Here is a 23,395-nt window from a genome sequence, read left to right on the forward strand (position 1 = left end):
AAGATGGCATTTCCAACAGCGGTAAACAGTCAAATCACCGACTCTGTTACTCAAGCTAACGTTCAAGTTCTTGGCGAGGCACCAGCTGTCGCAATGGGCAACCTTTTTCAAGCAACGGCTCAGGCCCTAGCAAACGCAGCCCATAATGCAACTGCAGCACAACAACAAACTAATGTGACTGCTCAAGCAGTAACAACAATGGGAGTGAATCTGTTGTATTCACTTGATACCGCGTCTACTTCAGTTGCGACTAAAACCATATTGGGATAAACGCGAGCAATCGCTAACTCAATTTGTTCAGTCGCAATTGCAGTGAACAACCTTGTAATCATGGTGGTTACATACTTCAACCAAAAATAGGGAAAATATTATGGCATTTCCAACAGCTGTAAATAGTCAAATCACGGATTCCGTATCACAGGTCAACACTAAGGTGTTAGGTGATGCGCCTGCAGTTGCAACCGGCAACTTCATGATAGCAACCAGTCAAGCGCTATCAAACGCCGCTCACAATGCGACCAGTGGTCAACAAAATAACGGTGTTACAGCCCAAGCAGCATTAACGCAAGGGGTTAACACCCTCTATAGTATTGATACTGCATCTGCGGCTATGGGCACAGCGCGTATTTATCGCTAAGTCACTAAATAACAGCAGTGTTGAGTCCTCACAACTCAACGCTGCTATTTATTATTGTAGCGAGTAACGAGGTTTTTCATGGCAAATAGCAACAGTGCAATTGTCGAGAACAATATCAATGAAGCCTTGCCTTTCTCTGTCGCAGCAAGTGCGGTGACAATGGCAAGCTCTATCGGATTGCTCATGGAAAATGCCGTTTTTAATGAGAAAAACTCACAGGCAATTCAAAATGCCAGCGTATCTCAATGTTGTGTGTTTATTCTCGGTGCTGGTGCAGCAAAAGCCGCCAAAGGTTAGCACCTTATCGTTCACCATCAACAACAAGGATTAGTCATGAGTACAGTTAACGATCAAGTTACCGATGCAGTCACCCAGCTCAATGCATTATTAACCGGTGGCGCCGCGCCGCAGTCATTAAGTATGGTCGATATTGCCGGAGCGGAAACCATGGGCATGTCAATGTTCAACGCCATTACCGCCCAACAAAACGCCCAAACTTCTGCTTCAGCTGCGGCAACAGCAAGCTGCGCCAAAATGCTAAAAACCGAGGTGCCAGCCTTACCAGACAAAGATAAGAAAGATCAATTAGCACTGGCCTTACTGGAAATTGAACTGGCAGAGCACAAAGTGGCAATCAGCTTAGCGGTTAACACCTTGTACCAGCTTTATAAACAAAGCCACCCAACAGTAAAAGCTGCTGATGCGCAAAAAGCCTTTACTAGCGCGCTATCAAAGGCAGAAAAAGCCATTGGCTCAACCGTATCGGATAAGTCACAGATTAACACTGCCGCGGCGGAACTTACGGCGGGATTTAACAAGCTGGCGACGCCTGACAACTCAAGTAATCCGTCACAAACGCCACCCCAATAGGTTATCAACCCGCAACTGTGGTTGAGCAAAAGATAAGGAATAGCATCATGTCAGAGGTAACAACAGTCAATGCCCAGGTGACCAGCACCTTAGAAACGTTGAAAAACACCACTCTGAGTGGCGATATCATCAAACTTTCAGGAGCGGGCAAAGCCTATCAGTCCGTGTCTCAGTCATCGGCCATCGCAGTGCAAGATGCCACCGACAACCTTCGCAACGTCAATACCATGGCAACTACAGCTATGGGGGTGGCCATTTCACAAATGCTCGCAACTGGAGAAGTGGATAAATACAAAAGCATTATTGACGCAGCCAATAGCATGGTAAGTAATAGTACCAACAACTTCACAGCAATTGGTAACGGTGCCAGCCAGTTACTCGGTCAGTTTCCAACCGGTGAATAGCTAACTGGCAAGCTCCACCAGCGACAAACGTAAAGAGGCAGATATGAGCATTACGATAAACCAGGTTGATATTCAGTCGATAGCGCAATTACCCGATAACATTCAGACCTTATTCCAATTAATACCACAAGCGGAAACCTGGTTAGAAACCATGCGCAACAACCCAGAGTATGCATTTAGCTTTAGCTCTGCGGAGGAGTTTATTGAACAGTTGAATATAGGTCTACGCAACTCATCGTTACTGTACTTACCTAAGGTAAATGTCGTCGCTGATATTAAGAAACTATTGGAGCTGAGTAGCAATGACTTACGTGATCTATCCTATTTGGAAAATCAAAGCGCTGATACACCCAAAGCTGCGGCTTCAAGGGCAAATATATTGGCCAGCAATCATCTTATCGACAACCAAGCGTTTGATAAAATCACCCAGTTTTACAAACAGCATAATCTCACAACACATCCACTGACTTGGAGTGCGGCCTTTCATGAACAGATCACCCTGTATGAAACCATTGTCTACAGTGAGCAGGCTTTTTCACAAAACAATAAACAAGCCTCTGAAGCTTGTGAATGGGCGTTGGCAAAAGCACAAAACTTAGCAGAATTTGGCCGTTATTACCTAATATATCTTAGTTGGACTCATGAATTTCAAGGCAAACGTACTGCCAAAAATTTAAGCTTAGACCGCATTATTGACGCGTTAACGCCGACAGTTTTGGATAACTTAGAGTGTCCAGTGGTGACCTTTGAGTTGGATCAAATCAACTTACATCGCGCCATTGAACAGTGGTGTGACTCAGATAAACAAACCTTGGGCTTTACCGATCTATCCTCAGGATTACTGAATATTACCCTCAATATCGACTTGAGCAATGAAAGTGATGTGCGTGAACAAGCACATAGCTATATAAAACAACTACAAAAACAACTTGCTACCAACTTGGCTGCTGACAGCTATGTCAATCAGGCGGGGTTGTGTCGTTACTACCGCTTTGACCTACCTAATAACACAGTACAACTCAATCTCGATGCCAATGGCTGCCTCTGCGTTTATAGCGACAAACCCAATATCTCCAAAGTTGGCAGCAGTGCACTGGTAAAAAGGAGTTAAGCGATGACCACAACAGAAAATGCGAGTCCAAACACATCCCCTTCTATGGGGCAACTTGCTCAAGCAGCTATGCCTGCGGGCACACAACAGATGATAGCGAACATCGACACGATTCTTGCCTCAGCAAAGCAAGTCATCGACCAATCAATCATGCAATCCGAAGCGTTAATTGCCAAATCACAACATCAATTGGACGCTGATGTCAGTGCAAACCCTGCACCGGCTAGCGAAGCAACACCTAGCGCTCCGCTGGCGTCGACACCAACGGCAACAGATACACCTGAACAAGAGGCTTTGCTTAAGGAGCAGCAGCAATACCAACAAACTATGTTGGCACAGCAGCAAAAAACTCAACAAGCGGCACAAGAAGCACAGCAAGCACTTGCAAATAACAGCGCAAAAATGAGTCAGAACTTACTGGCGCAACAACAGGCCTATGAGAGCAACCTCAACCAATATGCAACCAAGCAACTTGAGCAGCTAACGCCAGATGTTGCTAAGGTGGAAACATGATTGCCATCGGTTTTTCTACCACTAAACAAACCCCAGACATTGACGTCAAGCAGGCTGCAGCCTTAAAGCAAATGCAGGCACTGCAAGCTCGACTCACCGAAGGGCCCAAATACCATACACTAACGCAAGCCGACCGGCAGCGGCTGATAAAAGAGGGATATGCTGCCGATCTTGTCGATAATTTGGTCTTTATCACTCAACGTAATGCCGCCAACTTATCAGGGGCAAAGGACCAGCTAATCACAGGTTTCACCTATGCCGCATTTGATCCGGCGCTATATGAAACCGATGAGATAAGTTTACACTTACAACAGATAAATCAAGGCTGCTGTTGTTATTGTGAAAGCTATCTCAGTGCGACAGAGAGTGGCAAAATCAGCCACTTTAGACCAGTACAACTGCTGGATGAAACCGGTATAAGCCCATGTGATATCGTCAATCAGTGTTCGCCTTATTACCACTTAGCTTATCAGCAAGATAATTTAGTCTATTGTTGCCCTGCCTGTGATGAGCAATATAAAGCGGGTCAGTTTCCTATCGTCGGTAAACGTTTCCCAGAAATCGAACTAGAGCACGAACAAGGGTTATTGATTGACCCCTACTATGACGACCCAAGACAGTATGTCCGCTTTAACCCCCAAAACGGGCAAGCCTTCGCCTATGACTTAGTACAATTGTTCTATCAGCACACACAATCACTCGATAAAGATGACATTGCCGAGCTACTGTGGCGCCAACCCAGTGCAATTCCTCTGCAATGCAATGCCGCAGGGCAATCCATTTCACAACAAGAACTAAACCAGCAATTTCAAACCTGGCGCAACCAATACCTCAATAGCGGCGGTGTCAGTAAAGGTCATATCACCATTACAACCTTGGGACTCAATCGCGCTTCACTGGTGTTAGCACGGTTAGCTTCACTCAATCAGCTCAAACTCTCAGCCTCAGTGGCAGATAGCAGCAAACTCAATGATATAGCTATGGATCATAGTCATGCCTATCGCAGTCTCGCAATCGATGCCTTGCATACCTGGCACTATCAACAAACAGATGAAAGCAGCGCAGTAACGTTACCCCCACTGGCAACCGGCCCTGACACCAACACAGCCATTGCTAACAGACCACAGGCATTTAAGTTTCCACAATGGTTTAGGGCGAGTTTGCGCTATTTTGTTACGGAGTCAGAGCTAGATAAGACCCAACAACGCCAACTGGTTTGCCTGTCGAGCAAAGACCGAGTCTATGGTCAGCAACCTAAGGAAAAATGCATTTTCTTACCAATTGATTGGGAAAAAGATACCAGCAATATCATTAAGGTGCGCTCCCATAGAAATATATGGGAAAGCTCTTTTTCAGAGCTGGCACGCTCACGGCCACTTGAGCTCATCAACCTGTTTACTCACAACGAAGTCTGGGTCGAAGGTGCTTTCGAAGCATTGACAACCTAACAATTACCACAACTCAACCAAAGGATATCAACCATGAACCGAGATCAACAATTAGAGCAAGCATCAGAGAAAAAAGTCATTGCTGAAGAAGCGGCTGCCACCAAAGCCGTCGTCGATGCCGATATTGACACCGCAAAAGAATCGACCGGTTACAGCAGCACCTCACCGGAGCAGGCTGAGCAAATTGCCCGCGATGCGGTCATTGCGGCTGATGAAGCGGTCGCGAGGCAAATTAGTGGCAAAGGCTCAATACTCACCCCAGAGGAAGCAGAGCGCCTAGCCACTCAGGCGGTGGTTGATACCGAGTGATATTAATCCCCTTTGTCCACCAGCAACGTCTATCAGCGCTTTATCACTTATGATGCATAAAGCGCTTTTTATTGCACAGAATAAAGCGTAATCACGTGATCCCATGTTCTACCAAGTCATTGGCAACTTTTACCAAGTTAAACAAATTTACCAACCCTATATTGGTCATAAACCAGCATATTTACCAACAGGCTAGCGCAAGTGTTTGCAAGCGAGACCACAAGTCAAAGACACTTAAAATGTTGCTGCTGACCAATGGGTAAATAATCGCTTATTTCCGACAACACAACACGAGAGGATACTATGCTATATCAACATAAACTGCGCTTAAGCACAGCACCGCAATCAAACCAACAATCTAGTATCACACCAAGTATGACTCATGAAGAGATATTGGAGACCCCCTATGCTCAGATAGCCTGTACCAGTGGCAATGTTTCGGTGACTGAACGTTTTGCGTTGCGCCATATCATGCCCGATGATAATAACCCTTACGCCATACTGAGTCCGTTAACTCGCTGGGATAATAATAGTACGGTCATCCATGCTAGCTGTAACGAGGTTGCCGCACGGTTCTCACAAGCCCTTGGCACCCCCCAATGTAAACCCTCAAAATCAGGTAAGACAACCAAATGCGAACTCAGATTCGCGCGAGTCAGTCATACTCAAAATGGCCGGGGTCACGACAGAGAGCCTGCCACAGTAACTGTTTCAGCCCAAAATAACGGTGGTAATTACACATTGAACCACTTAGCAGGTGTTGCCTGGGTTTGAACGCTGTTGTGAGAATCACCCAGTGGCCGCCTAGTCAAGTGTTGTAACCAAAGCGTGCCGCTCGACTCAACAAGCAAAACTCGGTCAAAATACTACCGTTATAAAATAGGTAAACCACAATAATGCCAAGCAATAATGTTAGCATCAGCTCTGCTAAGGCCATGGCGGCGGCCAACAAAGCCGCTAGCGCAGGTAAAGCTTATCAGGCTGTTGCCCAATCTGCCGGTATTACCATTCAAGATGCCACTGACTCACTGCGCAATGTCCAAACCATGAGTAACACAGCGCGCGGTGCGGCCTTGGGGCAGCTGCTTGCTACTGAAGATGTGGCAACCTTTACCGCGGTAACCACCGCCATCGCAACCATGGAAACCGCCTGCATTGCCAACTACACAGCCATTGGAGCGGCAGCCAGTGGTGTATTAACAGGCTTCCCTTCTAGCTAACATCAGCATATTTTTAACGATAAGGAGATCAAATGGCCAACTTTATTATCGGTGGCTGGACCCAAAATATTCACTATCAAGTCCCACCACAATTTGATGTCATTATGTATGGCATGGTCACTAATCTTACTGGCCTAACCACAGGTACAGCGGATGCACCAGGTTGGAGCCCAACAAAAGTAAGTGCGCCCAGAAACAGCCTAGCGACAGTGATGTGGACCTATGGTGGTGGGGGCGCTGCACCGAACAACATGCCAGATTCAGATCAAGGCATAGAGCAGATAGTGCAGTGCACTAAAAACCACTATTGGGATGGTGTTGACTTTGATGATGAAAGTAACATGAATATTGCAATGGTAATCGACACCATGCAGCAACTAACGCCAAAACAAAGCAGCTACACGTTTAGCGCAGGTTGGGATTATAACAACCCTAACAGCTCCACTTTAGGTGCGGCCACTAATCAGGCTGTGAAAAATATCGCTGCAGCCAATTGCACCAACCGTTTTATCTTGATGTGTTACGGCGCACAGATGTGGAGCATGCAAGATATTGAGCAAAATGTACGCCCAGCAATTGAACGTACGTTAGCCAATGGCGTCGCTAGAAAACACATTATTTTAGCGCTCACGCCAGCAGGATTAACCGACGACAACTTAGATTACTTTTTGAACACGGTGAAACACTATGATATTGGCGGATTGTTTATCTGGGAAGTAGATAAACTGCCGGAAAAAGCCCTCGCGTACATATCGGCATCACTCACATCAACCGCTCCAAAATCTGCCTTACCCTGTTAACCCTAAAGCCCATCTTTGATGGGCGCGATACCACAGCCGAATCACACCAACGCAGCTAAAATCTTTAGTAGCAAAGATGCGCAACAAATCGCTAAGGAATCGTAAGTTTTACCAAGTAGATGGTTAACTATTCCAAGTTGGTAAAAGTCACGCTAGTTATAGTTATTCTATCAAGAGCTAGCGCTTTTGATCTGAACATGGAGCCGCACGACGACAGTTAAGTAATACCACAATGTTGATCAAGCTAGCTCTATTCAAGCACTTACAGCATTTAATAGAGGAACATCTTACATGGAAGATTTTAATTTAAGAGCACAAACTGAAGTGGCGACCCGCCACGCAAAAGGCTTTGTGTCTAGCGCAGTGGTTAATCCTATTCTCGCCGACCAATACCAAACAGAAGACTACAGTTTTTGTCTTAGAGAAATAGGCATTTCTTCTAAAGACAGCAAAGAACCCCAACACTTTTTAACCAATTTAGAAGCCTATAGCATTATGCTAGCAGCTGATGAAGGCGGTAGTGGATTATCGCTAATGCCGCTATATAAAATACCACAAACCAAACCTATCAAAGCGACTAGCATTGCCGATGAAGCAAATGCCAACGGCAAAATTATCGTCGCAGAGCTCAACCATGTTGGACTACCTTTAGGGATCACGGTGTGGATAGATATAGAGAGTATTAATGCCTTAAGTGCTCAGCCAGATGATAAGAGCTTTACCGCAGAACAAACTAAGCAGTATCTAAAAGCGTTATGCGATTACGTCCTCGATGCAGGCTATTCCGTAGGTTATTACTATGGCAATACATCAGGTTGTAGCTGTCCATCTGAAGCACCGACATCAGGTAACAATGTTCTACAGTCAATTAGTTGCGCCAATGGGCTAGGTGAAAGTCAGTTCCATAGCATCTCAATTGGAGAAAATAACGATTCCTGCAAAATCCGCTGGGCGTATTATCAATAACCCCCCTATCGTGGCGCAGACATCACACGGTCTTGTACTGTGTGATGGCTTTGTTTCTAACCTACATGGCGATGCCATGCACCACAAAAATGCATAAAAGCCCCTAAGTTGTACCATTTCGATTGCGTTGTTTTGCCAATCTTTATTGTGTATTTAATTTCTATAATTTGCGTTGAAAGTCACCCGTTTGAACAACAGGGCTTTTAACTCATTCACAATCGAAAGAATAAGGAAATTTACAATGGCATTCCCTACAGCAGTCAACGATCAAATCACCGATTCCGTCACCCAAGCTAATGTAAAGGTACTTGGCGATGCACCAGCACTCTCTATGGGTAACTTGTTCCAAGCGACTTCTCAAGCACTCGGTAATGCTGCCCACAATGCGACTTCGGCGCAGCAACAGATGGCAGTAACCGCACAAGCGGCAACCACAATGGGCGTTACTACCCTGTATTCCATCGACACCGCCAGTACTGGCATGGCGACCAAAACCATTCTAGGAGCCTAGTTTCTAGCAGCTTAATCTCTAGCGGCCCAAAGCAGGCTGTCATTATTATGCTAAACATCAAAAAATGCCTGAACACTCGTGTTCAGGCATTACTTTTTCCCCTTTAGATTGACTAAATAAGTTACGAAAAAACGCCAATCAGTCACCTAAGTTAATCCAATTCTTAGCCCAAATAGCTGGCTATATTGATGGCTTCAAGCCACTAACCAAAAGGCAAACAAGGTGAACAATATAAACCCCAAGGCCAATTTCCAACTTGGTCAGCTTTACCATCAAAGCCAAGGCAACCCAGAAATTGTAGTGGCAATTATTGATGGCGCCATTGATGGGCAGCATGCCGATTTTTCCCAAACCAATCTCAAGATGCTAGACGACTCCCAAACAGTAACCTGTGACTCGGCCGATGCTCCTTCATGCCAACACGGCACCTTTATTACCGGTATCTTAGCCGCTAACCGAGACTCGCAAGCACCCGGAATCTGCCCGCAATGTACCTTCCTAGCCCGGCCAATATTTTGTCAAGCCGATGACCTAGCAAGCTGCCCGCCGGTCACACAACAGCAGCTTGCCGATGCGGTCAATCAGTGTATTGATGCTGGTGCAGATATTATCAATATGAGTGTCGGCTTGAGTGGCCAACCCGAGCCCTTATCCGCCGAGCTAAAGCAAGCCTACGACAAAGCAAAACAAAATGACGTGCTACTTGTCGGTGCCAGCGGTAATCAATTCAGCGAAGAGGTGAATAGCATCTTCGCCCACCCTTGGGTTATTGCGGTAAGTGCAGTCGATGCTCAAGGACAAATACTGCCTAGCGCCAATACGGGCCAATGGGTAGCTGAACATGGTTTGCTCGCACCAGGGGATCAAATCACCAGTACCGCTGCGGGCGGTGGCTATAAACAAATGACTGGGACCAGCGCTGCTGCACCTTTTGTTACCGGCGCAGCAGCCCTGTTGTGGAGCTTAAACCCCAGCGTAACTTCACAAACTATCTACGACGCTTTAATGCATCATGGCCCTAAGCAGCAAGCTAACATCCCAAGCGCACTAGATGGCGAGGCGAGCTTAGGACAACTTAACCGTGACTTACCCGCCAACCCTCGAGAACCGCAAATGATGACAACAACACCAATCAACACACCATCTGCATCAAGCCAAGCGAATAAGGCCGGTGATGGCAGCATAGAAGTGCAGCAAATAGACATGCAGCAAGCAAATATACAATCACTCAGCCCGCAATCTTGTGGCTGCCAACAAGCAAACGGCGCCTGTAGTTGCCAAACCGATCAACCCTCGCCCCCACCACTGGCCTATGCTGTTGGTATCTTAACCGTGACTTTTCCCAATCAAGGGGTTCAACAAGCTTTTGACAGCGCCGCACAACAGTTAAAAGTCAGCGAGCTAGATTACTATCAAGTGTTTAGTCACCAAGACAGTCAAACAAGGCAATATCCTTATTTATACCTTGCGGCTCAAGCACAGTGGCAACTAAGCATTGATGGCGCTAACCACTATTTGGTGGTGCCGCGCTCCATCGTTGAATTACAACAATGTATTGCCGCCCTAAAACCGCAGCCAAATACCTTGCAACCCGTTTACTCTACTGTCATAGGCTATATCGGCCCTAACGACAGCCAGAACTCGCTGCCCACTTTAATGTGTGAACAGCTCTTCAGCCAAACCATGGATGAGCTGCACAACATGTTAAAGAGCTATACTGGCGCCAGTTCTGATGCCATTCAAGATGTTATCCGCCAATTGGAGCTCAACCCTAACGCCGGAGACAATGACTTTGCCCGCGCAAAAAACTATTTGGCGTTTCGTTATCCCGATGTTTACCAACATACCCACCAGCTAAAAAACAAGAACAGCTCAAATAATGGCGATGCAAACCAATATTTCCTAGCCGATGTAAATTGCAATTACGCTGACATCGAATCAAATCAAACCCTGGTTGATGTGGTTTTCACTTATCAGGCAAACGATAGTGACCAACAAAAACACTACTATTGTTGTGTCGATGTTTCCGGTTGCTTTCCTTTTATCAGTAGCGCGATTCAACCTTTTATTCCCTACACCTTAGTGTCTTGAATCCACATACGTTATCCGTATAAAAAGGAGTTTAATTATGACAACGACTACACAATCTAATCCCACGGGCACGAGGGATGTCACAGCTAGCATCGCACCGCAAAACTGCGGCGGTGGTGAGCAAACTTTTGTATTTGCTATCGGTCAATTCCGCCCCTACTTCGCTACGCTCGATCTGCAACATGAATTTAATGCTGCATCGCAAACAATAAAGGCAACCAAGGGTGATTACTACGCGGTGTTCTCTCACACGATAAGTGCACCAGGGGAGAGTCAGCTTAGCGTCCACCCCTATGCCTATTTAGCTGAGCAAGCTTGCTGGGTGTTTACTATCAATGATGTCGACAGCTACTTAATGGTTCCCAGCTCTGAAATTGTGCTAAATGCCTTTATTTCAGCTCTTAACCCCTCACTCGCCCCCTCAGCCGTTACGCTGTGTGGCATGTTAGGCCCCAAAGCGCCTGCTAGTTATTGTGGCAATCTCAATCTTCCTTTAGTGATGACAAGCAACTTACTAACGCTCGACCAACAACAGTCCGAGCTGTTACCAATCAAAGCCAACAGTGGCATTAGCGATGCTGATCGCGCGGTCAATTTTCTTATGACTCAACTACCCAGCTTAAGCCAACAGCAAAGTCTTAATCTAACCAGCTTACAAAGCTTGAGTTTTCAGTTCAGCACTGCCGTTGATAACAGAACTGTTGTTGAAGTCATCTTAGGGTTTAACCAAAACGGCATAAATAATTTTTATGCCTGTGGCATCGACGTGAGCGATCAAAACCCTTTCCTTACTTTCCCGCTACGCACATTTGTGCCAGCCAATTAACTGAGGTGATCTGATGAAAAGCCTATCAATACAAGCCAACAACATCACAGGGAACGGTGTGCAACAGCAGCTCCCATGGCATGGCTTAAAAAAACCCTCCATTGAACCTGCCAATCATGACGATACAAACAACTGGATTTATGTGGTGGGTAAAATCAATGCGCTATTTCCATCGCTAAGTTTGGAGCAGGAGTTTTTGCAAGCGAGCCAAATAGCCGGAACACCGCCTCCAGCTAACAGCATGGCCAGCGATCAAGTCGAACTCGAACAAATCAACAGCCAACCACAACAGTCAAAGTGGCTATATAACGGCCTCAGCCAACCGCAAAACTTATACATTGCCAGAGAGATGAATTGGGTGCTAGAAAATACCGACAACAATCATCTATTCAGTCTATTACCGACTTCCAACCAGTGCTTATTACAGTTGATCTCCGCTTTGAGTCCAGACACCGGTAATATTATTCTTGTTGGCCAACGCTTAGCTGACGGACGTGTTGCGGTCAGTAATATCACCGCAACCAACACCCCGGCTTTGCAACAAGTTGCCCAACAGGAACAAAGCAAAAGCACATCCTTTACCCAAGTGGTCAATGAACTGTTATCACTTAACGCTAACAACGGTGAATCTGATGCGGAACGAGCGATTAATTTCACCCTATACAATAACGATAAAATTTATACAGAAACCTATGGGTTTTGCTATCAACCCAACACATCGGGAGCCAACCCAAGTGGGTACCAGCTGGTGAACGTCCAAGTCAAAACCCAAACCAGTGGCGATAGGCTCATCGCTAAGGTGATATTTCACTATCAAGGCATTAATACTGGCGCCAGCCAAAGCTGGTATTGCGCTGTCGATGTCACCGGCGAATACCCATTTATCACCGTGCCTTGGAAACAGCATCTATGCCACTAACAGGACAAAGTGAGCAATATACCTTAAAGCTCTGTACCAATAACTTGTGGGCAAGCGCAAACCAGAGCGGTCATCCAAGGCTCAAACACTGTTATGCGCAGGTCCTCGACCAAGATGGCAAGCTAGTGCAGAGTTTATCTTATGGTTTATCGGGTGTGGGGGCGGAAAAACAGTTGCAGACCGCATCCACCCAATGCCAAACATTGAGTTCGACATTATCAAGCCAGCAAGTCACCCAGTTTGTGGAAAGTTTTGCCAAGCAAGGCGAAAAATCCTATCAATGGGGCAAGCAAGATTGCTGCTCAATAGTCAACCACGCGGTAACACAAAGCTTAAATCAGCCTGTGTCTAAGAGCGTTGCCATCGCTCAACAACGACTGCAACGCTCAAGAAACTTATCCATAAAAGTAAACAATAAATATTGAATTTATATTATTGATTACCCTTTATGAACAATATTAAGCAGATTGCCCGACCGCAACACCAGACGCCCATGCCCACTGAAAGTTAAAGCCACCAAGCCAGCCGCTAACATCCATCACTTCACCAGCAAAATACAAACCCGGCACCTTTTTGCTTTGCATATCTTTAGATGACAGCTCATCGGTATCAACACCACCTAAGGTGACTTCAGCGGTGCGGTAACCCTCTGTGCCGTTCATTAATAGCTGCCATTGATGCAGATCGGCAACAATTTGATCGCGCTGAGCATGGACAAGCTGATTGAGCGCCATGTTAAGCAAAGCTTCATCAAACAAGACTTCAATGAGCCGCTTAGGTAGCCATTGACTTAGGGTGTTACGCAAACTTTGCTTAGGATGCTGAGTGGTCATATGCTGCAGTGACTCTGCCACATCCATATGCGGCAGCAGATTAATACTGATAGTTTCACCGGCACGCCAATAATTGGAAATTTGCAGAATAGCCGGGCCTGATAGGCCGCGGTGGGTAAATAGCAGGGCTTCACTAAACTCAGTGCCATCTTTAGCCGTGATAGTACTGGGCACAGCGATGCCTGACAGCGGCTCAAAGCGCGCCCTTTGCTCACTATGCCAGGTAAAGGGTACCAAGCCTGCATGAGTCGGCAGCAAGGTTAACCCAAACTGCTCGGCAACTTTATAACCAAAGGGTGTAGCCCCGAGTTTAGGCATAGAAAGGCCACCTGTTGCAATCACCAATGAATCACAGCTGTATTGGCCTTTACTGCTGTTAATGATAAATACACCACTGTCTTGGCGGGCAATGTCAATAATCTCTGTACGTAGCTGCACCTGAGCACCAGCCCACTCACACTCGGTTAGCAGCATTGCCACAATTTCTTTTGCCGAGTCATTGCAAAACAGTTGCCCATGGTCACGTTCATGGTATTCAATTCCGTGACGCTCAACGAGCTCTATAAAATCACTGGAACGATAACGTGCTAAAGCCGATTTTACGAAGTGTGGATTACGACAGATGAAATTACTTGGTTCAACTTTTTGATTAGTGAAATTACAGCGACCACCCCCGCTGATAAGAATTTTCTTACCCGCTTGTTTAGCATGATCTAGCACCAATACGTCACGTCCACGATAACCTGCTGTCGCTGCGCACATGAGTCCGGCCGCGCCAGCACCAATAATAATGACGTTATGATGTTTCACTTAAACAACCTCTTGCATGGATTCGCTGCATACACTTTTTGTCGGTGCGTCGCTGTGACGGCAGACAATAAAAAAGGGCGCTATTTTAGCACCCTTTAAAGCTTTATGGCATAAACCACATCAAGCTATTCATTATCGGCTGTTTCAGATTTCTTATCTCTAGCCAATAAAGCTTTAGCCGCTTCATGGGGCGTACCGCCTTGGTACAATACTTTATAAACCTGCTCAGTGATTGGCATTTCCACACCTAATCGCTTAGCCAAGGTGTAAACTTCTTTGGTATTACGATAGCCTTCAACCACTTGACCAATTTCTTGTTGCGCAGCATCGACATCTTTTCCTTGACCTAAGGCCAATCCAAAACGACGGTTACGCGACTGATTATCGGTACAAGTTAGTACCAAATCACCCAGTCCAGCCATCCCCATAAAGGTGGCGCTTTGGGCACCAATGGCTTCACCTAGTCTTGAAAGCTCAACCAGACCACGGGTGATCAATGCCGTACGAGCATTGGCACCAAAACCGATGCCATCTGACATGCCAGCACTAATCGCGATAACATTCTTCACCGCACCGCCAAGCTGCAAGCCAGTAAAGTCATCATTTGCGTATACACGCAGACGCTTTGGGCTATGTAGGAGCTCAACGAGATCATTGGTAAAGGTTTCATCGGTTCCCGCCACCGAAATAGCAGTAGGCATACCGGCGGCCAGCTCTTTAGCAAAAGTTGGACCGGATAATACCGCTAATGGATAGTTGTCACCTAAAATGTCACCGGCGACTTCTTGCAGCAAGCGCCCGGTTTCAGGCTCTAGCCCTTTAGTCGCCCAAACAATACGCGCGTCATCACGCAACAAAGGTTTAGCTTGTTTGAGCACTAAGCCAAATACATGACTCGGCACAACAACTAATACATTGTTAGAGGCGTTAAGGGCCGCTGCTAGGTCTGCTTCAGGTTGCAGTAATTCTGGCAAGGCAATGCCAGGCAAAAACTCTTCGTTAGCACGATCGCGCTTTAGATTGGCGATGTGCTCAGGCTCATGGCCCCACAAAAGGGTTTTATGACCGTTACTGGCTAAAGAAATAGCAAGGGCGGTGCCATAAGAGCCCGCCCCCAGTACCGTAATATCGGCAGTATTTTTCATGCGTGATTAAGCGCTTGCTTCTTCAGTAGCTTCTGTTTCAGCTGATGCTTGACGCTGTTGAACATATTGAGCAAATAGTGCGTCAAAGTTCACTGGTGCTAGGTTTAGTTGTGGGAAAGTACCACGAGCCACTAGGCTACCAACAGTTTCACGAGCATATGGGAATAGCACGTTAGGGCAATATGCACCTAAAGAGTGAGCAAGTTGTTGCTCAGTTAGGCCGCCGATCGCAAAGATACCCGCTTGCTGTACTTCACAAAGGAATGCCGTTTCTTCACCGTTTTTAGCAGTAACAGTCAGAGACAGGACAACTTCATATACGTCATCAGCTAGCTTAGCGCTACGAGTATCAAGATCTAGCTTAACTTCTGGATTCCACTCTTTTTGGAAAACAGCTGGGCTGTTTGGTGTTTCAAAAGAGATATCTTTAGTGTAAACACGTTGGATATTGAATTGTGGAGCCTGTTCTTCGTTGCTTGCTACTTCTTCAGCCATAATTTCCTACCTAATAATTTGTTACTGCTTCCCTAATTGGAAACACTGCTTAAGGGCTTTTGTTACTTAGGCCGATTAAGACCTTCGCCACCATCCCAGTTTTTTAGTGTCCTCAAACAATCGCAATGATCATTTGAGCTGATTTAAGAGGTGATACTCTACTTAATGATGCCGTTATAAAGCAATCATTTGGCGACTAATTTATCGCTTGCTCTTGGAAACAGGTAAGTTGTTCTGTTGCCAATCGCCCATACCGCCCTTAAGGCTATGCACAGATTCAAAACCCGCCTTAACCATAAGTTGTGCAGCTTGGGTAGAAACCATTCCCGCATTGCATACCATTATAATGGGACTGGCTTTATCGTTTTCAAGGGCTGACATCTGATTATTTTTAATATCAGACAAAGGAATGTTGATTGCACCAACAATATGACCCTTTTTAAACTCTTCTTTACTACGCACATCAACGACTTTAGCGTCTTGCTTGTTAATCAATAAAGTGGCTTGTTGATGATCAACATTGGTTACTTTAGATACGCTAGATTTATAAACACTCACCAAGAGTCCAATAAATAAACCCACCCAAGCGAGGCTCAATAATGGGTTAGCGCGGAAAAATTCAATATATTCTTGCATGGTTAACGGCCTACTTCAGTGGCTGGAAGTTCAGTAAGGGCACAGAGTATACCAAAGCGGCATAAGATTGCAGCAAGTTGTTCATGCTCTGGGCGCCTGAGACATAGACTAAGCGGGCATTTATCACAAAACCGATAGCTGTAATTGGTGTAAATGGCTTTTTCATCCCCCCCATACGTAGTAATATTTAACCAATTTCGATTTCTAACAACTCTTAAACTTTAAAAGGTACCACCATGACGACACGCAAACGCCCATTGGCCTTGCTGATCCTCGATGGCTGGGGTTACCGCGAAAACACTGACAATAATGCAGTATTTCATGCGAACACACCGGTATTGGATCGATTAAATAGCACTTACCCAACCAGCTTAATTTCAGGTTCCGGCATTGATGTTGGTCTGCCAGATGGTCAAATGGGTAACTCAGAAGTTGGCCATATCAACATCGGCTCTGGTCGAGTGGTCTATCAAGAGCTAACCCGCATAGGTAAAGCAATTGACGATGGTGAATTCGATAGCAACCCCGCACTAACTGCAGCAGTTGATAAAGCAATCGCAGCCAATGGCGCGGTGCATATTATGGGCTTACTTTCACCCGGTGGCGTACACAGTCACGAGGCTCATGTTGAAGCCATGTGCAAATTGGCCGTCAGTCGCGGTGCTAAGCAGGTCTACCTGCATGCATTTTTAGATGGACGCGATACACCGCCTCGCAGCGCCAAATCAAGCTTGGCGCATTTTGATGATCTGTTTACTACATTAGGCACTGGTCGGGTAGCATCTATTATTGGTCGTTACTATGCTATGGATCGCGATAACCGCTGGGATCGTGTTTCACAAGCCTATGAGCTGATTACCCAAGGAAAGAGCTTACACCAGTTTGACAATGCAGTTGACGCACTCGAAGCGGCTTATCAGCGCGACGAAAATGATGAGTTTGTCACTAGCAGTGCCATAACGGATACTCAAGGCAACGTGGCCATCCTCAACGATGATGACGCACTTATCTTCATGAACTTCCGTGCCGACCGCGCGCGTCAAATCACTCGCAGTTTTGTCGATCCCAATTTTGATGGCTTTACTCGCGATGTGACGCCTAAAGTCAACTTTGTCATGTTAACTGAATATGCTGCTGATATTGACGCCACAATCGCATATCCATCGGTTGATCTGGTCAATACCTTAGGTGAAGTTCTACAAAACAGCGGTAAAACCCAGTTGCGCATCTCTGAAACGGAAAAATACGCGCACGTCACTTTCTTCTTTAATGGCGGTAAAGAGCAGCCATTTGAAGGTGAAAAACGAGAACTGATTCAGTCTCCCAAAGTAGCTACTTATGACCTACAACCTGAGATGAGCTCGACAGAACTCACCGATAAGTTAGTAGAAGCTATTGAATCTACAGAATATGATGTCATTATCTGTAATTACCCTAACGGTGACATGGTAGGTCATACTGGCAATTTTGATGCTGCGGTTAAAGCCTGTGAAGCGGTAGATAGCTGTATTGGCCGTGTTGTAGAAGCGCTCGCTAAAGTGGACGGTGAATGTTTGATCACCGCAGACCACGGCAATGCTGAGCAAATGACCGATGAAAGCACTGGCCAAGCACATACTGCGCACACCAGTGAATTGGTGCCGCTGATTTACGTTGGACGCAAAGGCGAAATTAGCGCTAATGGTCGCTTAAGTGATTTAGCACCAACTATGTTAACCTTGATGGGACAAACAGTGCCTACAGAAATGACTGGGCGCAATATCATCACACTAAGTGAGTAAATAGTCTTTGGTTAAACATTGCATACGCCATACAGCCAGCATTATTGCTGGCTGTCTGTTATTTTGTTTTGCAGCGCAGGCATCAGATCTGAAACAACGTCAGTCTGAGCTGGATGCCATTCAACAGCAAATAAGCAAACAACAATCCGCGTTAGCAGACACCAATGCCCAGCGAGAAAAGCTGATCCAGTTACTCAAAAAAGATGAACAAGCCATCGCAAATGCTGCTCGCAAAGTTAATCAAACCCAAACAGAGTTAGCGACGACAGACGACGAACTTGGTAAGCTCAATCAGCAACAAGCTAAGCTCGATACTCTAAAAAAATCACAACAAGAAACGTTAGCAAATCAGTTAGCCAGTGCCTATCTGGCCGGTAATCATGATTACTCTAAAATGCTGCTCAACCAGCAAAGCCCTGCAACTATTGAGCGACTTTTAGCTTATTATCAATACCTTAATAACGCCCGCATGGCCTCCATTAACGAGCTGCAGCAAACCTTGTCAGAGCTAGAAGCGGTACACCAAGCGCAAACAAGTAAACAAGCTGAGCTCAATAAGTTAGTTATCGAACAACGCCAACAAGCTAAAGCGTTAAGTGAAGAGCAAACCCAAAGACAACATACATTGGCGCAATTGCAACGCACCTTAAACACTCGTGGTGAAAAGCTTGAGCAGTTGCAAATAGAAGAGGCCAGTTTAAAGCGGGTGGTCGAACAAGCACTCAAAGCTATGCAAGACAGCCCAGCAATGGAAGGGCTCTCAAGCAAAAATAAACTCAATTGGCCCACCAAAGGACGGATTCGTTCTGGTTTCGGTAGCCGCCGTTCCGGCCAAGTAAAATGGAAAGGGGTGATAATGGCCGCCCCTGAAGGCCAGCAAGTCAATGCCATTGCTGCGGGCAAAGTAATATACGCCGATTGGTTGCGTGGCTTTGGTATGGTGTTGGTAGTCGATCATGGTAAAGGTTATATGAGCCTTTATGGTCATGCACAAGCCCTGCTAAAGAACGCTGGTGACACCGTCAACAAAGGTGAATCCATCGCATTGGTTGGACGTTCCGGTGGACAGACCGAACCTGGCCTATACTTTGAAGTAAGGCATAAGGGGCAAGCTATCGATCCGGCGCGATATTGTAAACGCTAGATGATGCACATCCCCGTATTATAGGGGCTGTGTATGCAACGATTTATTCAAAACTTACTGTGTATTGTTATCGGATTAACCATAGGACTATCGGTCACACTGGCAGGTAAAGAAAACACCCAACCGTTCAATGCTCAGCTTAACTACCCACTATTACTTGATGTTATTAATACCGTAGAAACCTATTACGTTGACGATGTTAGCGAAGGTGAACTGATCAATGCAGCCATCAGTGGTATTTTTAAAAAACTCGACCCTTACTCTGACTTTCTCGATACCGAAGCCTATAGCGAAATGCGAGATTCAAATAAGGGCGAGTACTTTGGCTTTGGCATTGAAATCGCCATTAGTGATGACAAGGTCACCATTATTAGCCCTTTTCCCCACTCTCCCGCAGAAAGAGCAGGAATTCAAGCTGGCGACCAGATCGTCAAAGTTAACGGTAAAGCGGTCGATGCTGAAGGGTTAGAAGCGTTACTCAAAGAGATCCGTCACCACAGTAGCAACGACTTACGCTTGTCACTGACATTATCTCATCAGGGCTCTGAAAATGACTACCAGGTGGCAATGGAGCCCAGTTTAATTTCTATTCAGTCGGTTACCGCAAAGCTGTTGCCCGATGATGTCGGCTACATTCGCTTAGCCAGCTTTCAGCACGACTCTACCGATGAGATGATAGCCCAGCTGTCAAAATGGCAAACCGTGCCGCTACGTGGACTGATTCTCGATCTACGCAACAATCCGGGTGGCCTGCTAGACGAAGCGATTAACATAGCCGATATTTTTTTAGCCAAGGGTCGCATCGTGTCAACACAAGGTCGGTTTTTCGACGCCAATTCGGATTACTATGCCTCTCCGCAAACCATGATGGCAAAAGTCCCCTTACTGGTGTTAATTAATAAAGGGTCTGCCTCCGCCTCTGAGGTATTAGCTTCCGCCCTGCAAGACAATGGTCGCGCCACACTCATCGGCCAACAGAGTTTTGGAAAAGGCACAGTGCAAAGCTTGATCCCAACCTTAATAGAGGGCAATGCCATCAAACTAACCATAGCGAAATACACTACACCGAAAGGCAATGATATCAATACTATTGGTATTGCTCCGGATATTTTATTTGAAACAGCAGCTATGACTGAACCACAAAGTATGCCTATAATCAGCGAGCTTACACCCCATGACAGTATGGTAAACACTGCCATCACGTGGATTAACAATAGCGAGCTCAACAAAAAGGGCTCATAAATAAAAATAAAAACTAGTGCGCTTATTTCTTTTTATAGCAATATTAATATTTACTCAGGCAGTACAAGCTTCAAAAGTCGCTATCATCATTGACGATATTGGATATCGTCAAACCGATGAGGCCGTACTGTCTTTGCCAAACTCAATAACATTATCCGTTCTTCCCCACACTCCTTTAGGCGAAACCTTAGCACAACATGCGCATCAGCAAGGCCATGAAATCATGTTACATGTGCCAATGCAGGCGCTTAACGGCAAAACCCTTGGTCCGGGTGGCTTAACCAACCAAATGAATGAATTTGAGTTCAAACAACAGCTAGACTCTGCCTTTAACAGTGTGCCGTTTGCTGTGGGAGTGAATAACCATATGGGCAGCTTGTTAACTCAACTTGATGAGCCTATGCAATGGCTAATGGAAAGTTTAAAACAACGGCAAGGGTATTTTATTGATAGTGTTACCACTCGCTATACACGAGCAGGATCGACCGCAGACACAATTGGAATTCCATCACTCAGACGGCAAATCTTTTTAGACAATGACACATCAACGACTGGTCTAGAGAAGCAGTTCCAACAGCTCATAACCTTAGCCCATCAACAGGGCCGGGTTGTAGCAATTGCCCACCCGTATCCAGAAACCATCGACTTCTTAAACGAGAATTTACATAGGTTGAGCAGCCAAGGCATTACATTGGTCAACGCTTCGCAGTTATTGCCCTACACTATTGCCCAGCAACCTGGTAGTGCGACCACGCGACTTAAATAAGCCGTTAAGCAATTTGTAAAACGGGAATATTTAAATCGGGTAACAGTTCTCGCAACTCTGACTGGTTACTGACAATATCAGCCAATGTATATTGATCAAGCACCGCTAAATACGCTGCAACAGCATCTGCTAGCACACCTTTGAGCTTACAGGCTGGAGTAAAACGGCAGTAAGGCTTACTGCAGTCGATAGCAGCAAGAGAGTTTTCTAGCTGACGCACCAGTTGACCCACATTGATTTCGTTTGCTGGTGTTGCTAACCGAAAGCCACCACTCTTGCCACGCAATGTTTGAATATAGCCAAGCTTGCCCAAATGATGAATAATCTTAGAAACATGATTTGGAGACAGCTCAAACACGTCTGTTATCTCAGCAATACGGAATAAGCTCTCGCGTTCCGGTTGAATCGCAAGATACATCAGTGTGCGAATACCATAATCGGTATAACGTGTTAATTGCATGATAACCCTTCTAACTTTGAGTGGCCGCTTCGAGCGACTGGATTAACCATATCGCTTCATCATTCGTTGCGCCGCACACATCCTCGGTTGCCGCAAATCGTAAACAAACATCTGGACGTTCTGTTTGTCCAAAAATTTTACATAAATTGTCTTCGTTAAGTTGAATACAGCGCACTCCAGCAGGCTTACCATCGGGCATACCAGGAATTGCTGTAGTAATAGAAGGCGCAATACAACAAGCGCCACAACCTAATCGACATTCCATTGATTATTCCAATTATATTATACCTATAATTAGGTATATGACTTACGCATTGATCACAGCAGCACGATAAGGGCCGTTATTGAGATCACATATATGCAATAGCAATCACCGTCTCTGAGACTAAATCAATGCCTTTTGTTAACGGCCCAAGATTGTACCTTAATGTTATTAATGGCTATAGCAACAATTTTCAAAGTTGCACGATACTAGTCACACTAATCATATAAAATAAATACATGTTAATAGTAGCACAGGATTTAATATAGATTCCTAACCAGATCAATCTTCCGCTCACTAGTGGCAAAGGATCATGCTTTGAGTATATTGCACTGAAACCGGCTAGATCAGTTCAGTTACTTGGGCACTAACTGATTGTCTTTGAAAAGTAGGGGGGCGTCGAGTATCGCAAAGCAATGTGTTTACGAGAGCAAGGGCCATGGATAACGAACAGGCTCTGTATATGGATATACATCTTCCTATTCAAAAGAGTCTAACTCTCCATCGATAGAGAGTGTGCTAAACATTGTCGGGAACAATATAAGCCCCACTGAACCACAGCTTACTTAGCGAATTGCTTTCGTATCTCACGATTGTCTTTCACTGAATTGCAGATACGAAAAAGCCCTAGCATTGCTGCTAGGGCTTATCGTAATGTTGGCGAAGCGGACTTGCTCTTATCAAGAGACGAACCCGCGACCCCCGGCGTGACAGGCTGCTTTCTTTTTAAAAGAGTCTAATATCTCCAGGGATGGAGTGTATGCTAAACATTGTCAGGAACAAAGTAAGTGCAACTGAACTGCCGCTCCTTTAGTAAACCGCATGCGTATTTTGCTTTGATTTTTCTTTGAAATACGGATACGAAAAAGCCCTAGCATTGCTGCTAGGGCTTATCGTAATGTTGGCGGAGCGGACGGGACTCGAACCCGCGACCCCCGGCGTGACAGGCCGGTATTCTAACCAACTGAACTACCGCTCCTTTAGCAAAGTGCTTACGCATCATGCTAAATTCTTTTTAAGTCGCTAGCTTGTCAGAGCTAGGAGACACGATTTTCTAAGAAAATCTAAATAGGCGTCTGGAAATGACCTACTCTCACATGGGGAGACCCCACACTACCATCGGCGCAATTGCGTTTCACTTCTGAGTTCGGGATGGGATCAGGTGGGACCACAATGCTATGGTTTCCAGACAAATT

At 45.7% G+C, this 23,395-nt stretch carries 28 protein-coding genes, 1 tRNA gene and 1 rRNA gene; 22 read left to right on the plus strand and 8 right to left on the minus strand.

The features are described 5' to 3' along the window. The first annotated feature begins 3 nt into the window (after window positions 1-3). The 18 genes from L865_RS0113695 to L865_RS0113790 all read left to right on the plus strand — a co-directional run bounded on the left by L865_RS0113695 (window position 4) and on the right by L865_RS0113790 (window position 13,050). On the plus strand, window positions 4-270 hold the full coding sequence (locus tag L865_RS0113695) for a RebB family R body protein (protein ID WP_028773762.1): 267 nt from the start codon (window positions 4-6) through the stop codon (window positions 268-270). Window positions 271-370: 100 nt separating this feature from the next. Then, window positions 371-637 carry a RebB family R body protein gene (locus L865_RS0113700; protein ID WP_028773763.1) on the plus strand — a complete coding sequence of 89 codons (267 nt, stop codon included), beginning with the start codon at window positions 371-373 and terminating at the stop codon, window positions 635-637. Window positions 638-715: 78 nt separating this feature from the next. Further along, window positions 716-934: a RebB family R body protein gene (locus tag L865_RS0113705; RefSeq protein ID WP_051484610.1), complete on the plus strand. Its 219-nt coding sequence runs from the start codon at window positions 716-718 to the stop codon at window positions 932-934. Window positions 935-970: 36 nt separating this feature from the next. Beyond that, window positions 971-1,507, plus strand: a complete 537-nt coding sequence (locus tag L865_RS25895; protein WP_084632542.1) for a RebB family R body protein — start codon at window positions 971-973, stop codon at window positions 1,505-1,507. Window positions 1,508-1,554: 47 nt separating this feature from the next. Further along, a complete protein-coding gene (locus tag L865_RS0113715; RefSeq protein ID WP_028773765.1) occupies window positions 1,555-1,911 on the plus strand; it encodes a hypothetical protein in 357 nt (118 codons plus the stop codon). Between the two features lie 43 nt (window positions 1,912-1,954). Next, complete coding sequence (locus L865_RS23820) at window positions 1,955-3,022, plus strand: hypothetical protein (RefSeq protein ID WP_051484611.1); 1,068 nt, start codon at window positions 1,955-1,957, stop codon at window positions 3,020-3,022. Between the two features lie 3 nt (window positions 3,023-3,025). Beyond that, window positions 3,026-3,535, plus strand: a complete 510-nt coding sequence (locus tag L865_RS0113725) for a hypothetical protein (protein WP_028773766.1) — start codon at window positions 3,026-3,028, stop codon at window positions 3,533-3,535. Next, the gene (locus L865_RS0113730) at window positions 3,532-4,983 is read left to right on the plus strand and encodes an HNH endonuclease family protein (protein ID WP_037471163.1); all 1,452 of its coding nucleotides are present in this window, start codon (window positions 3,532-3,534) and stop codon (window positions 4,981-4,983) included. The genes L865_RS0113725 and L865_RS0113730 overlap by 4 nt, the downstream gene beginning before the upstream one ends. 33 nt (window positions 4,984-5,016) lie before the next feature. Further along, the gene (locus L865_RS0113735) at window positions 5,017-5,292 is read left to right on the plus strand and encodes a hypothetical protein (protein ID WP_037471164.1); all 276 of its coding nucleotides are present in this window, start codon (window positions 5,017-5,019) and stop codon (window positions 5,290-5,292) included. A gap of 303 nt (window positions 5,293-5,595) precedes the next feature. Then, window positions 5,596-6,066, plus strand: a complete 471-nt coding sequence (locus L865_RS0113745; RefSeq protein ID WP_028773769.1) for a hypothetical protein — start codon at window positions 5,596-5,598, stop codon at window positions 6,064-6,066. Between the two features lie 122 nt (window positions 6,067-6,188). Beyond that, window positions 6,189-6,512, plus strand: a complete 324-nt coding sequence (locus tag L865_RS23825) for a hypothetical protein (protein WP_157577577.1) — start codon at window positions 6,189-6,191, stop codon at window positions 6,510-6,512. Between the two features lie 32 nt (window positions 6,513-6,544). Beyond that, complete coding sequence (locus L865_RS0113755) at window positions 6,545-7,312, plus strand: hypothetical protein (RefSeq protein ID WP_028773770.1); 768 nt, start codon at window positions 6,545-6,547, stop codon at window positions 7,310-7,312. Window positions 7,313-7,603: 291 nt separating this feature from the next. After that, window positions 7,604-8,278 carry a glycoside hydrolase domain-containing protein gene (locus L865_RS0113760; protein ID WP_028773771.1) on the plus strand — a complete coding sequence of 225 codons (675 nt, stop codon included), beginning with the start codon at window positions 7,604-7,606 and terminating at the stop codon, window positions 8,276-8,278. Window positions 8,279-8,519: 241 nt separating this feature from the next. Further along, window positions 8,520-8,789, plus strand: coding sequence for a RebB family R body protein (locus tag L865_RS0113765; RefSeq protein WP_028773772.1), 270 nt, complete (start codon window positions 8,520-8,522; stop codon window positions 8,787-8,789). Window positions 8,790-9,011: 222 nt separating this feature from the next. After that, a complete protein-coding gene (locus tag L865_RS24590) occupies window positions 9,012-10,880 on the plus strand; it encodes a S8 family serine peptidase (protein ID WP_051484613.1) in 1,869 nt (622 codons plus the stop codon). Window positions 10,881-10,917: 37 nt separating this feature from the next. After that, window positions 10,918-11,706 (plus strand): cyanobactin maturation protease PatG family protein, encoded by a 789-nt coding sequence (locus L865_RS23840; protein WP_051484614.1) that lies wholly within the window; start codon window positions 10,918-10,920, stop codon window positions 11,704-11,706. A gap of 13 nt (window positions 11,707-11,719) precedes the next feature. Beyond that, complete coding sequence (locus tag L865_RS23845) at window positions 11,720-12,625, plus strand: cyanobactin maturation protease PatG family protein (RefSeq protein ID WP_051484615.1); 906 nt, start codon at window positions 11,720-11,722, stop codon at window positions 12,623-12,625. Beyond that, window positions 12,616-13,050 (plus strand): hypothetical protein, encoded by a 435-nt coding sequence (locus tag L865_RS0113790; RefSeq protein ID WP_028773773.1) that lies wholly within the window; start codon window positions 12,616-12,618, stop codon window positions 13,048-13,050. The genes L865_RS23845 and L865_RS0113790 overlap by 10 nt, the downstream gene beginning before the upstream one ends. A 33-nt stretch (window positions 13,051-13,083) precedes the next feature. Here L865_RS0113790 and L865_RS0113795 read toward each other — a convergent pair whose 3' ends face one another. From L865_RS0113795 to L865_RS0113810, 4 genes are all read right to left on the minus strand, one after another. Continuing rightward, window positions 13,084-14,268: a BaiN/RdsA family NAD(P)/FAD-dependent oxidoreductase gene (locus L865_RS0113795; RefSeq protein WP_028773774.1), complete on the minus strand. Its 1,185-nt coding sequence runs from the start codon at window positions 14,266-14,268 to the stop codon at window positions 13,084-13,086. Between the two features lie 125 nt (window positions 14,269-14,393). Then, window positions 14,394-15,413 carry an NAD(P)H-dependent glycerol-3-phosphate dehydrogenase gene (gene gpsA / locus L865_RS0113800; RefSeq protein ID WP_028773775.1) on the minus strand — a complete coding sequence of 340 codons (1,020 nt, stop codon included), beginning with the start codon at window positions 15,411-15,413 and terminating at the stop codon, window positions 14,394-14,396. A 6-nt stretch (window positions 15,414-15,419) separates the two neighbouring features. After that, a complete protein-coding gene (secB, locus tag L865_RS0113805; RefSeq protein WP_028773776.1) occupies window positions 15,420-15,908 on the minus strand; it encodes a protein-export chaperone SecB in 489 nt (162 codons plus the stop codon). Window positions 15,909-16,109: 201 nt separating this feature from the next. Beyond that, window positions 16,110-16,544 (minus strand): rhodanese-like domain-containing protein, encoded by a 435-nt coding sequence (locus L865_RS0113810; protein ID WP_028773777.1) that lies wholly within the window; start codon window positions 16,542-16,544, stop codon window positions 16,110-16,112. Between the two features lie 236 nt (window positions 16,545-16,780). On the opposite strand from L865_RS0113810, the gene gpmM reads away from it, so the two are divergent. Genes gpmM through L865_RS0113835 form a run of 4 tightly spaced genes read left to right on the plus strand, consistent with a single transcriptional unit; the run spans window position 16,781 to window position 21,477 of the window. Beyond that, window positions 16,781-18,325, plus strand: coding sequence for a 2,3-bisphosphoglycerate-independent phosphoglycerate mutase (gene gpmM, locus L865_RS0113820; RefSeq protein WP_028773778.1), 1,545 nt, complete (start codon window positions 16,781-16,783; stop codon window positions 18,323-18,325). Between the two features lie 7 nt (window positions 18,326-18,332). After that, window positions 18,333-19,469 (plus strand): murein hydrolase activator EnvC family protein, encoded by a 1,137-nt coding sequence (locus tag L865_RS0113825; protein ID WP_211237699.1) that lies wholly within the window; start codon window positions 18,333-18,335, stop codon window positions 19,467-19,469. A gap of 33 nt (window positions 19,470-19,502) precedes the next feature. Beyond that, on the plus strand, window positions 19,503-20,711 hold the full coding sequence (locus L865_RS0113830; protein ID WP_028773780.1) for a S41 family peptidase: 1,209 nt from the start codon (window positions 19,503-19,505) through the stop codon (window positions 20,709-20,711). A gap of 16 nt (window positions 20,712-20,727) precedes the next feature. Further along, on the plus strand, window positions 20,728-21,477 hold the full coding sequence (locus L865_RS0113835) for a divergent polysaccharide deacetylase family protein (protein ID WP_028773781.1): 750 nt from the start codon (window positions 20,728-20,730) through the stop codon (window positions 21,475-21,477). 4 nt (window positions 21,478-21,481) lie between these two features. Here L865_RS0113835 and L865_RS0113840 read toward each other — a convergent pair whose 3' ends face one another. From L865_RS0113840 to rrf, 4 genes are all read right to left on the minus strand, one after another. Further along, window positions 21,482-21,937, minus strand: a complete 456-nt coding sequence (locus L865_RS0113840) for an Rrf2 family transcriptional regulator (protein ID WP_028773782.1) — start codon at window positions 21,935-21,937, stop codon at window positions 21,482-21,484. Between the two features lie 10 nt (window positions 21,938-21,947). Beyond that, window positions 21,948-22,202 (minus strand): YkgJ family cysteine cluster protein, encoded by a 255-nt coding sequence (locus L865_RS0113845; RefSeq protein ID WP_028773783.1) that lies wholly within the window; start codon window positions 22,200-22,202, stop codon window positions 21,948-21,950. An 899-nt stretch (window positions 22,203-23,101) separates the two neighbouring features. Then, window positions 23,102-23,178, minus strand: a tRNA-Asp gene (locus tag L865_RS0113850). A gap of 95 nt (window positions 23,179-23,273) precedes the next feature. Further along, window positions 23,274-23,389, minus strand: a 5S ribosomal RNA gene (rrf, locus tag L865_RS0113855). Window positions 23,390-23,395 lie beyond the last annotated feature (6 nt).

Source organism: Shewanella waksmanii ATCC BAA-643, assembly GCF_000518805.1.
Lineage (GTDB): Bacteria > Pseudomonadota > Gammaproteobacteria > Enterobacterales > Shewanellaceae > Shewanella > Shewanella waksmanii.

What these genes read in the sequence shown, in the direction of transcription:
- L865_RS0113695 (WP_028773762.1), top strand. Translation starts at nt 4, where the DNA reads ATGGCATTTCCAACAGCGGTAAACAGTCAAATCACCGACTCTGTTACT.
- L865_RS0113700 (WP_028773763.1), top strand. Translation starts at nt 371, where the DNA reads ATGGCATTTCCAACAGCTGTAAATAGTCAAATCACGGATTCCGTATCA.
- L865_RS0113705 (WP_051484610.1), top strand. Translation starts at nt 716, where the DNA reads ATGGCAAATAGCAACAGTGCAATTGTCGAGAACAATATCAATGAAGCC.
- L865_RS25895 (WP_084632542.1), top strand. Translation starts at nt 971, where the DNA reads ATGAGTACAGTTAACGATCAAGTTACCGATGCAGTCACCCAGCTCAAT.
- L865_RS0113715 (WP_028773765.1), top strand. Translation starts at nt 1,555, where the DNA reads ATGTCAGAGGTAACAACAGTCAATGCCCAGGTGACCAGCACCTTAGAA.
- L865_RS23820 (WP_051484611.1), top strand. Translation starts at nt 1,955, where the DNA reads ATGAGCATTACGATAAACCAGGTTGATATTCAGTCGATAGCGCAATTA.
- L865_RS0113725 (WP_028773766.1), top strand. Translation starts at nt 3,026, where the DNA reads ATGACCACAACAGAAAATGCGAGTCCAAACACATCCCCTTCTATGGGG.
- L865_RS0113730 (WP_037471163.1), top strand. Translation starts at nt 3,532, where the DNA reads ATGATTGCCATCGGTTTTTCTACCACTAAACAAACCCCAGACATTGAC.
- L865_RS0113735 (WP_037471164.1), top strand. Translation starts at nt 5,017, where the DNA reads ATGAACCGAGATCAACAATTAGAGCAAGCATCAGAGAAAAAAGTCATT.
- L865_RS0113745 (WP_028773769.1), top strand. Translation starts at nt 5,596, where the DNA reads ATGCTATATCAACATAAACTGCGCTTAAGCACAGCACCGCAATCAAAC.
- L865_RS23825 (WP_157577577.1), top strand. Translation starts at nt 6,189, where the DNA reads ATGCCAAGCAATAATGTTAGCATCAGCTCTGCTAAGGCCATGGCGGCG.
- L865_RS0113755 (WP_028773770.1), top strand. Translation starts at nt 6,545, where the DNA reads ATGGCCAACTTTATTATCGGTGGCTGGACCCAAAATATTCACTATCAA.
- L865_RS0113760 (WP_028773771.1), top strand. Translation starts at nt 7,604, where the DNA reads ATGGAAGATTTTAATTTAAGAGCACAAACTGAAGTGGCGACCCGCCAC.
- L865_RS0113765 (WP_028773772.1), top strand. Translation starts at nt 8,520, where the DNA reads ATGGCATTCCCTACAGCAGTCAACGATCAAATCACCGATTCCGTCACC.
- L865_RS23840 (WP_051484614.1), top strand. Translation starts at nt 10,918, where the DNA reads ATGACAACGACTACACAATCTAATCCCACGGGCACGAGGGATGTCACA.
- L865_RS23845 (WP_051484615.1), top strand. Translation starts at nt 11,720, where the DNA reads ATGAAAAGCCTATCAATACAAGCCAACAACATCACAGGGAACGGTGTG.
- L865_RS0113790 (WP_028773773.1), top strand. Translation starts at nt 12,616, where the DNA reads ATGCCACTAACAGGACAAAGTGAGCAATATACCTTAAAGCTCTGTACC.
- gpsA (WP_028773775.1), bottom strand. Translation starts at nt 15,413, where the DNA reads ATGAAAAATACTGCCGATATTACGGTACTGGGGGCGGGCTCTTATGGC.
- secB (WP_028773776.1), bottom strand. Translation starts at nt 15,908, where the DNA reads ATGGCTGAAGAAGTAGCAAGCAACGAAGAACAGGCTCCACAATTCAAT.
- L865_RS0113810 (WP_028773777.1), bottom strand. Translation starts at nt 16,544, where the DNA reads ATGCAAGAATATATTGAATTTTTCCGCGCTAACCCATTATTGAGCCTC.
- gpmM (WP_028773778.1), top strand. Translation starts at nt 16,781, where the DNA reads ATGACGACACGCAAACGCCCATTGGCCTTGCTGATCCTCGATGGCTGG.
- L865_RS0113830 (WP_028773780.1), top strand. Translation starts at nt 19,503, where the DNA reads ATGCAACGATTTATTCAAAACTTACTGTGTATTGTTATCGGATTAACC.
- L865_RS0113840 (WP_028773782.1), bottom strand. Translation starts at nt 21,937, where the DNA reads ATGCAATTAACACGTTATACCGATTATGGTATTCGCACACTGATGTAT.
- L865_RS0113845 (WP_028773783.1), bottom strand. Translation starts at nt 22,202, where the DNA reads ATGGAATGTCGATTAGGTTGTGGCGCTTGTTGTATTGCGCCTTCTATT.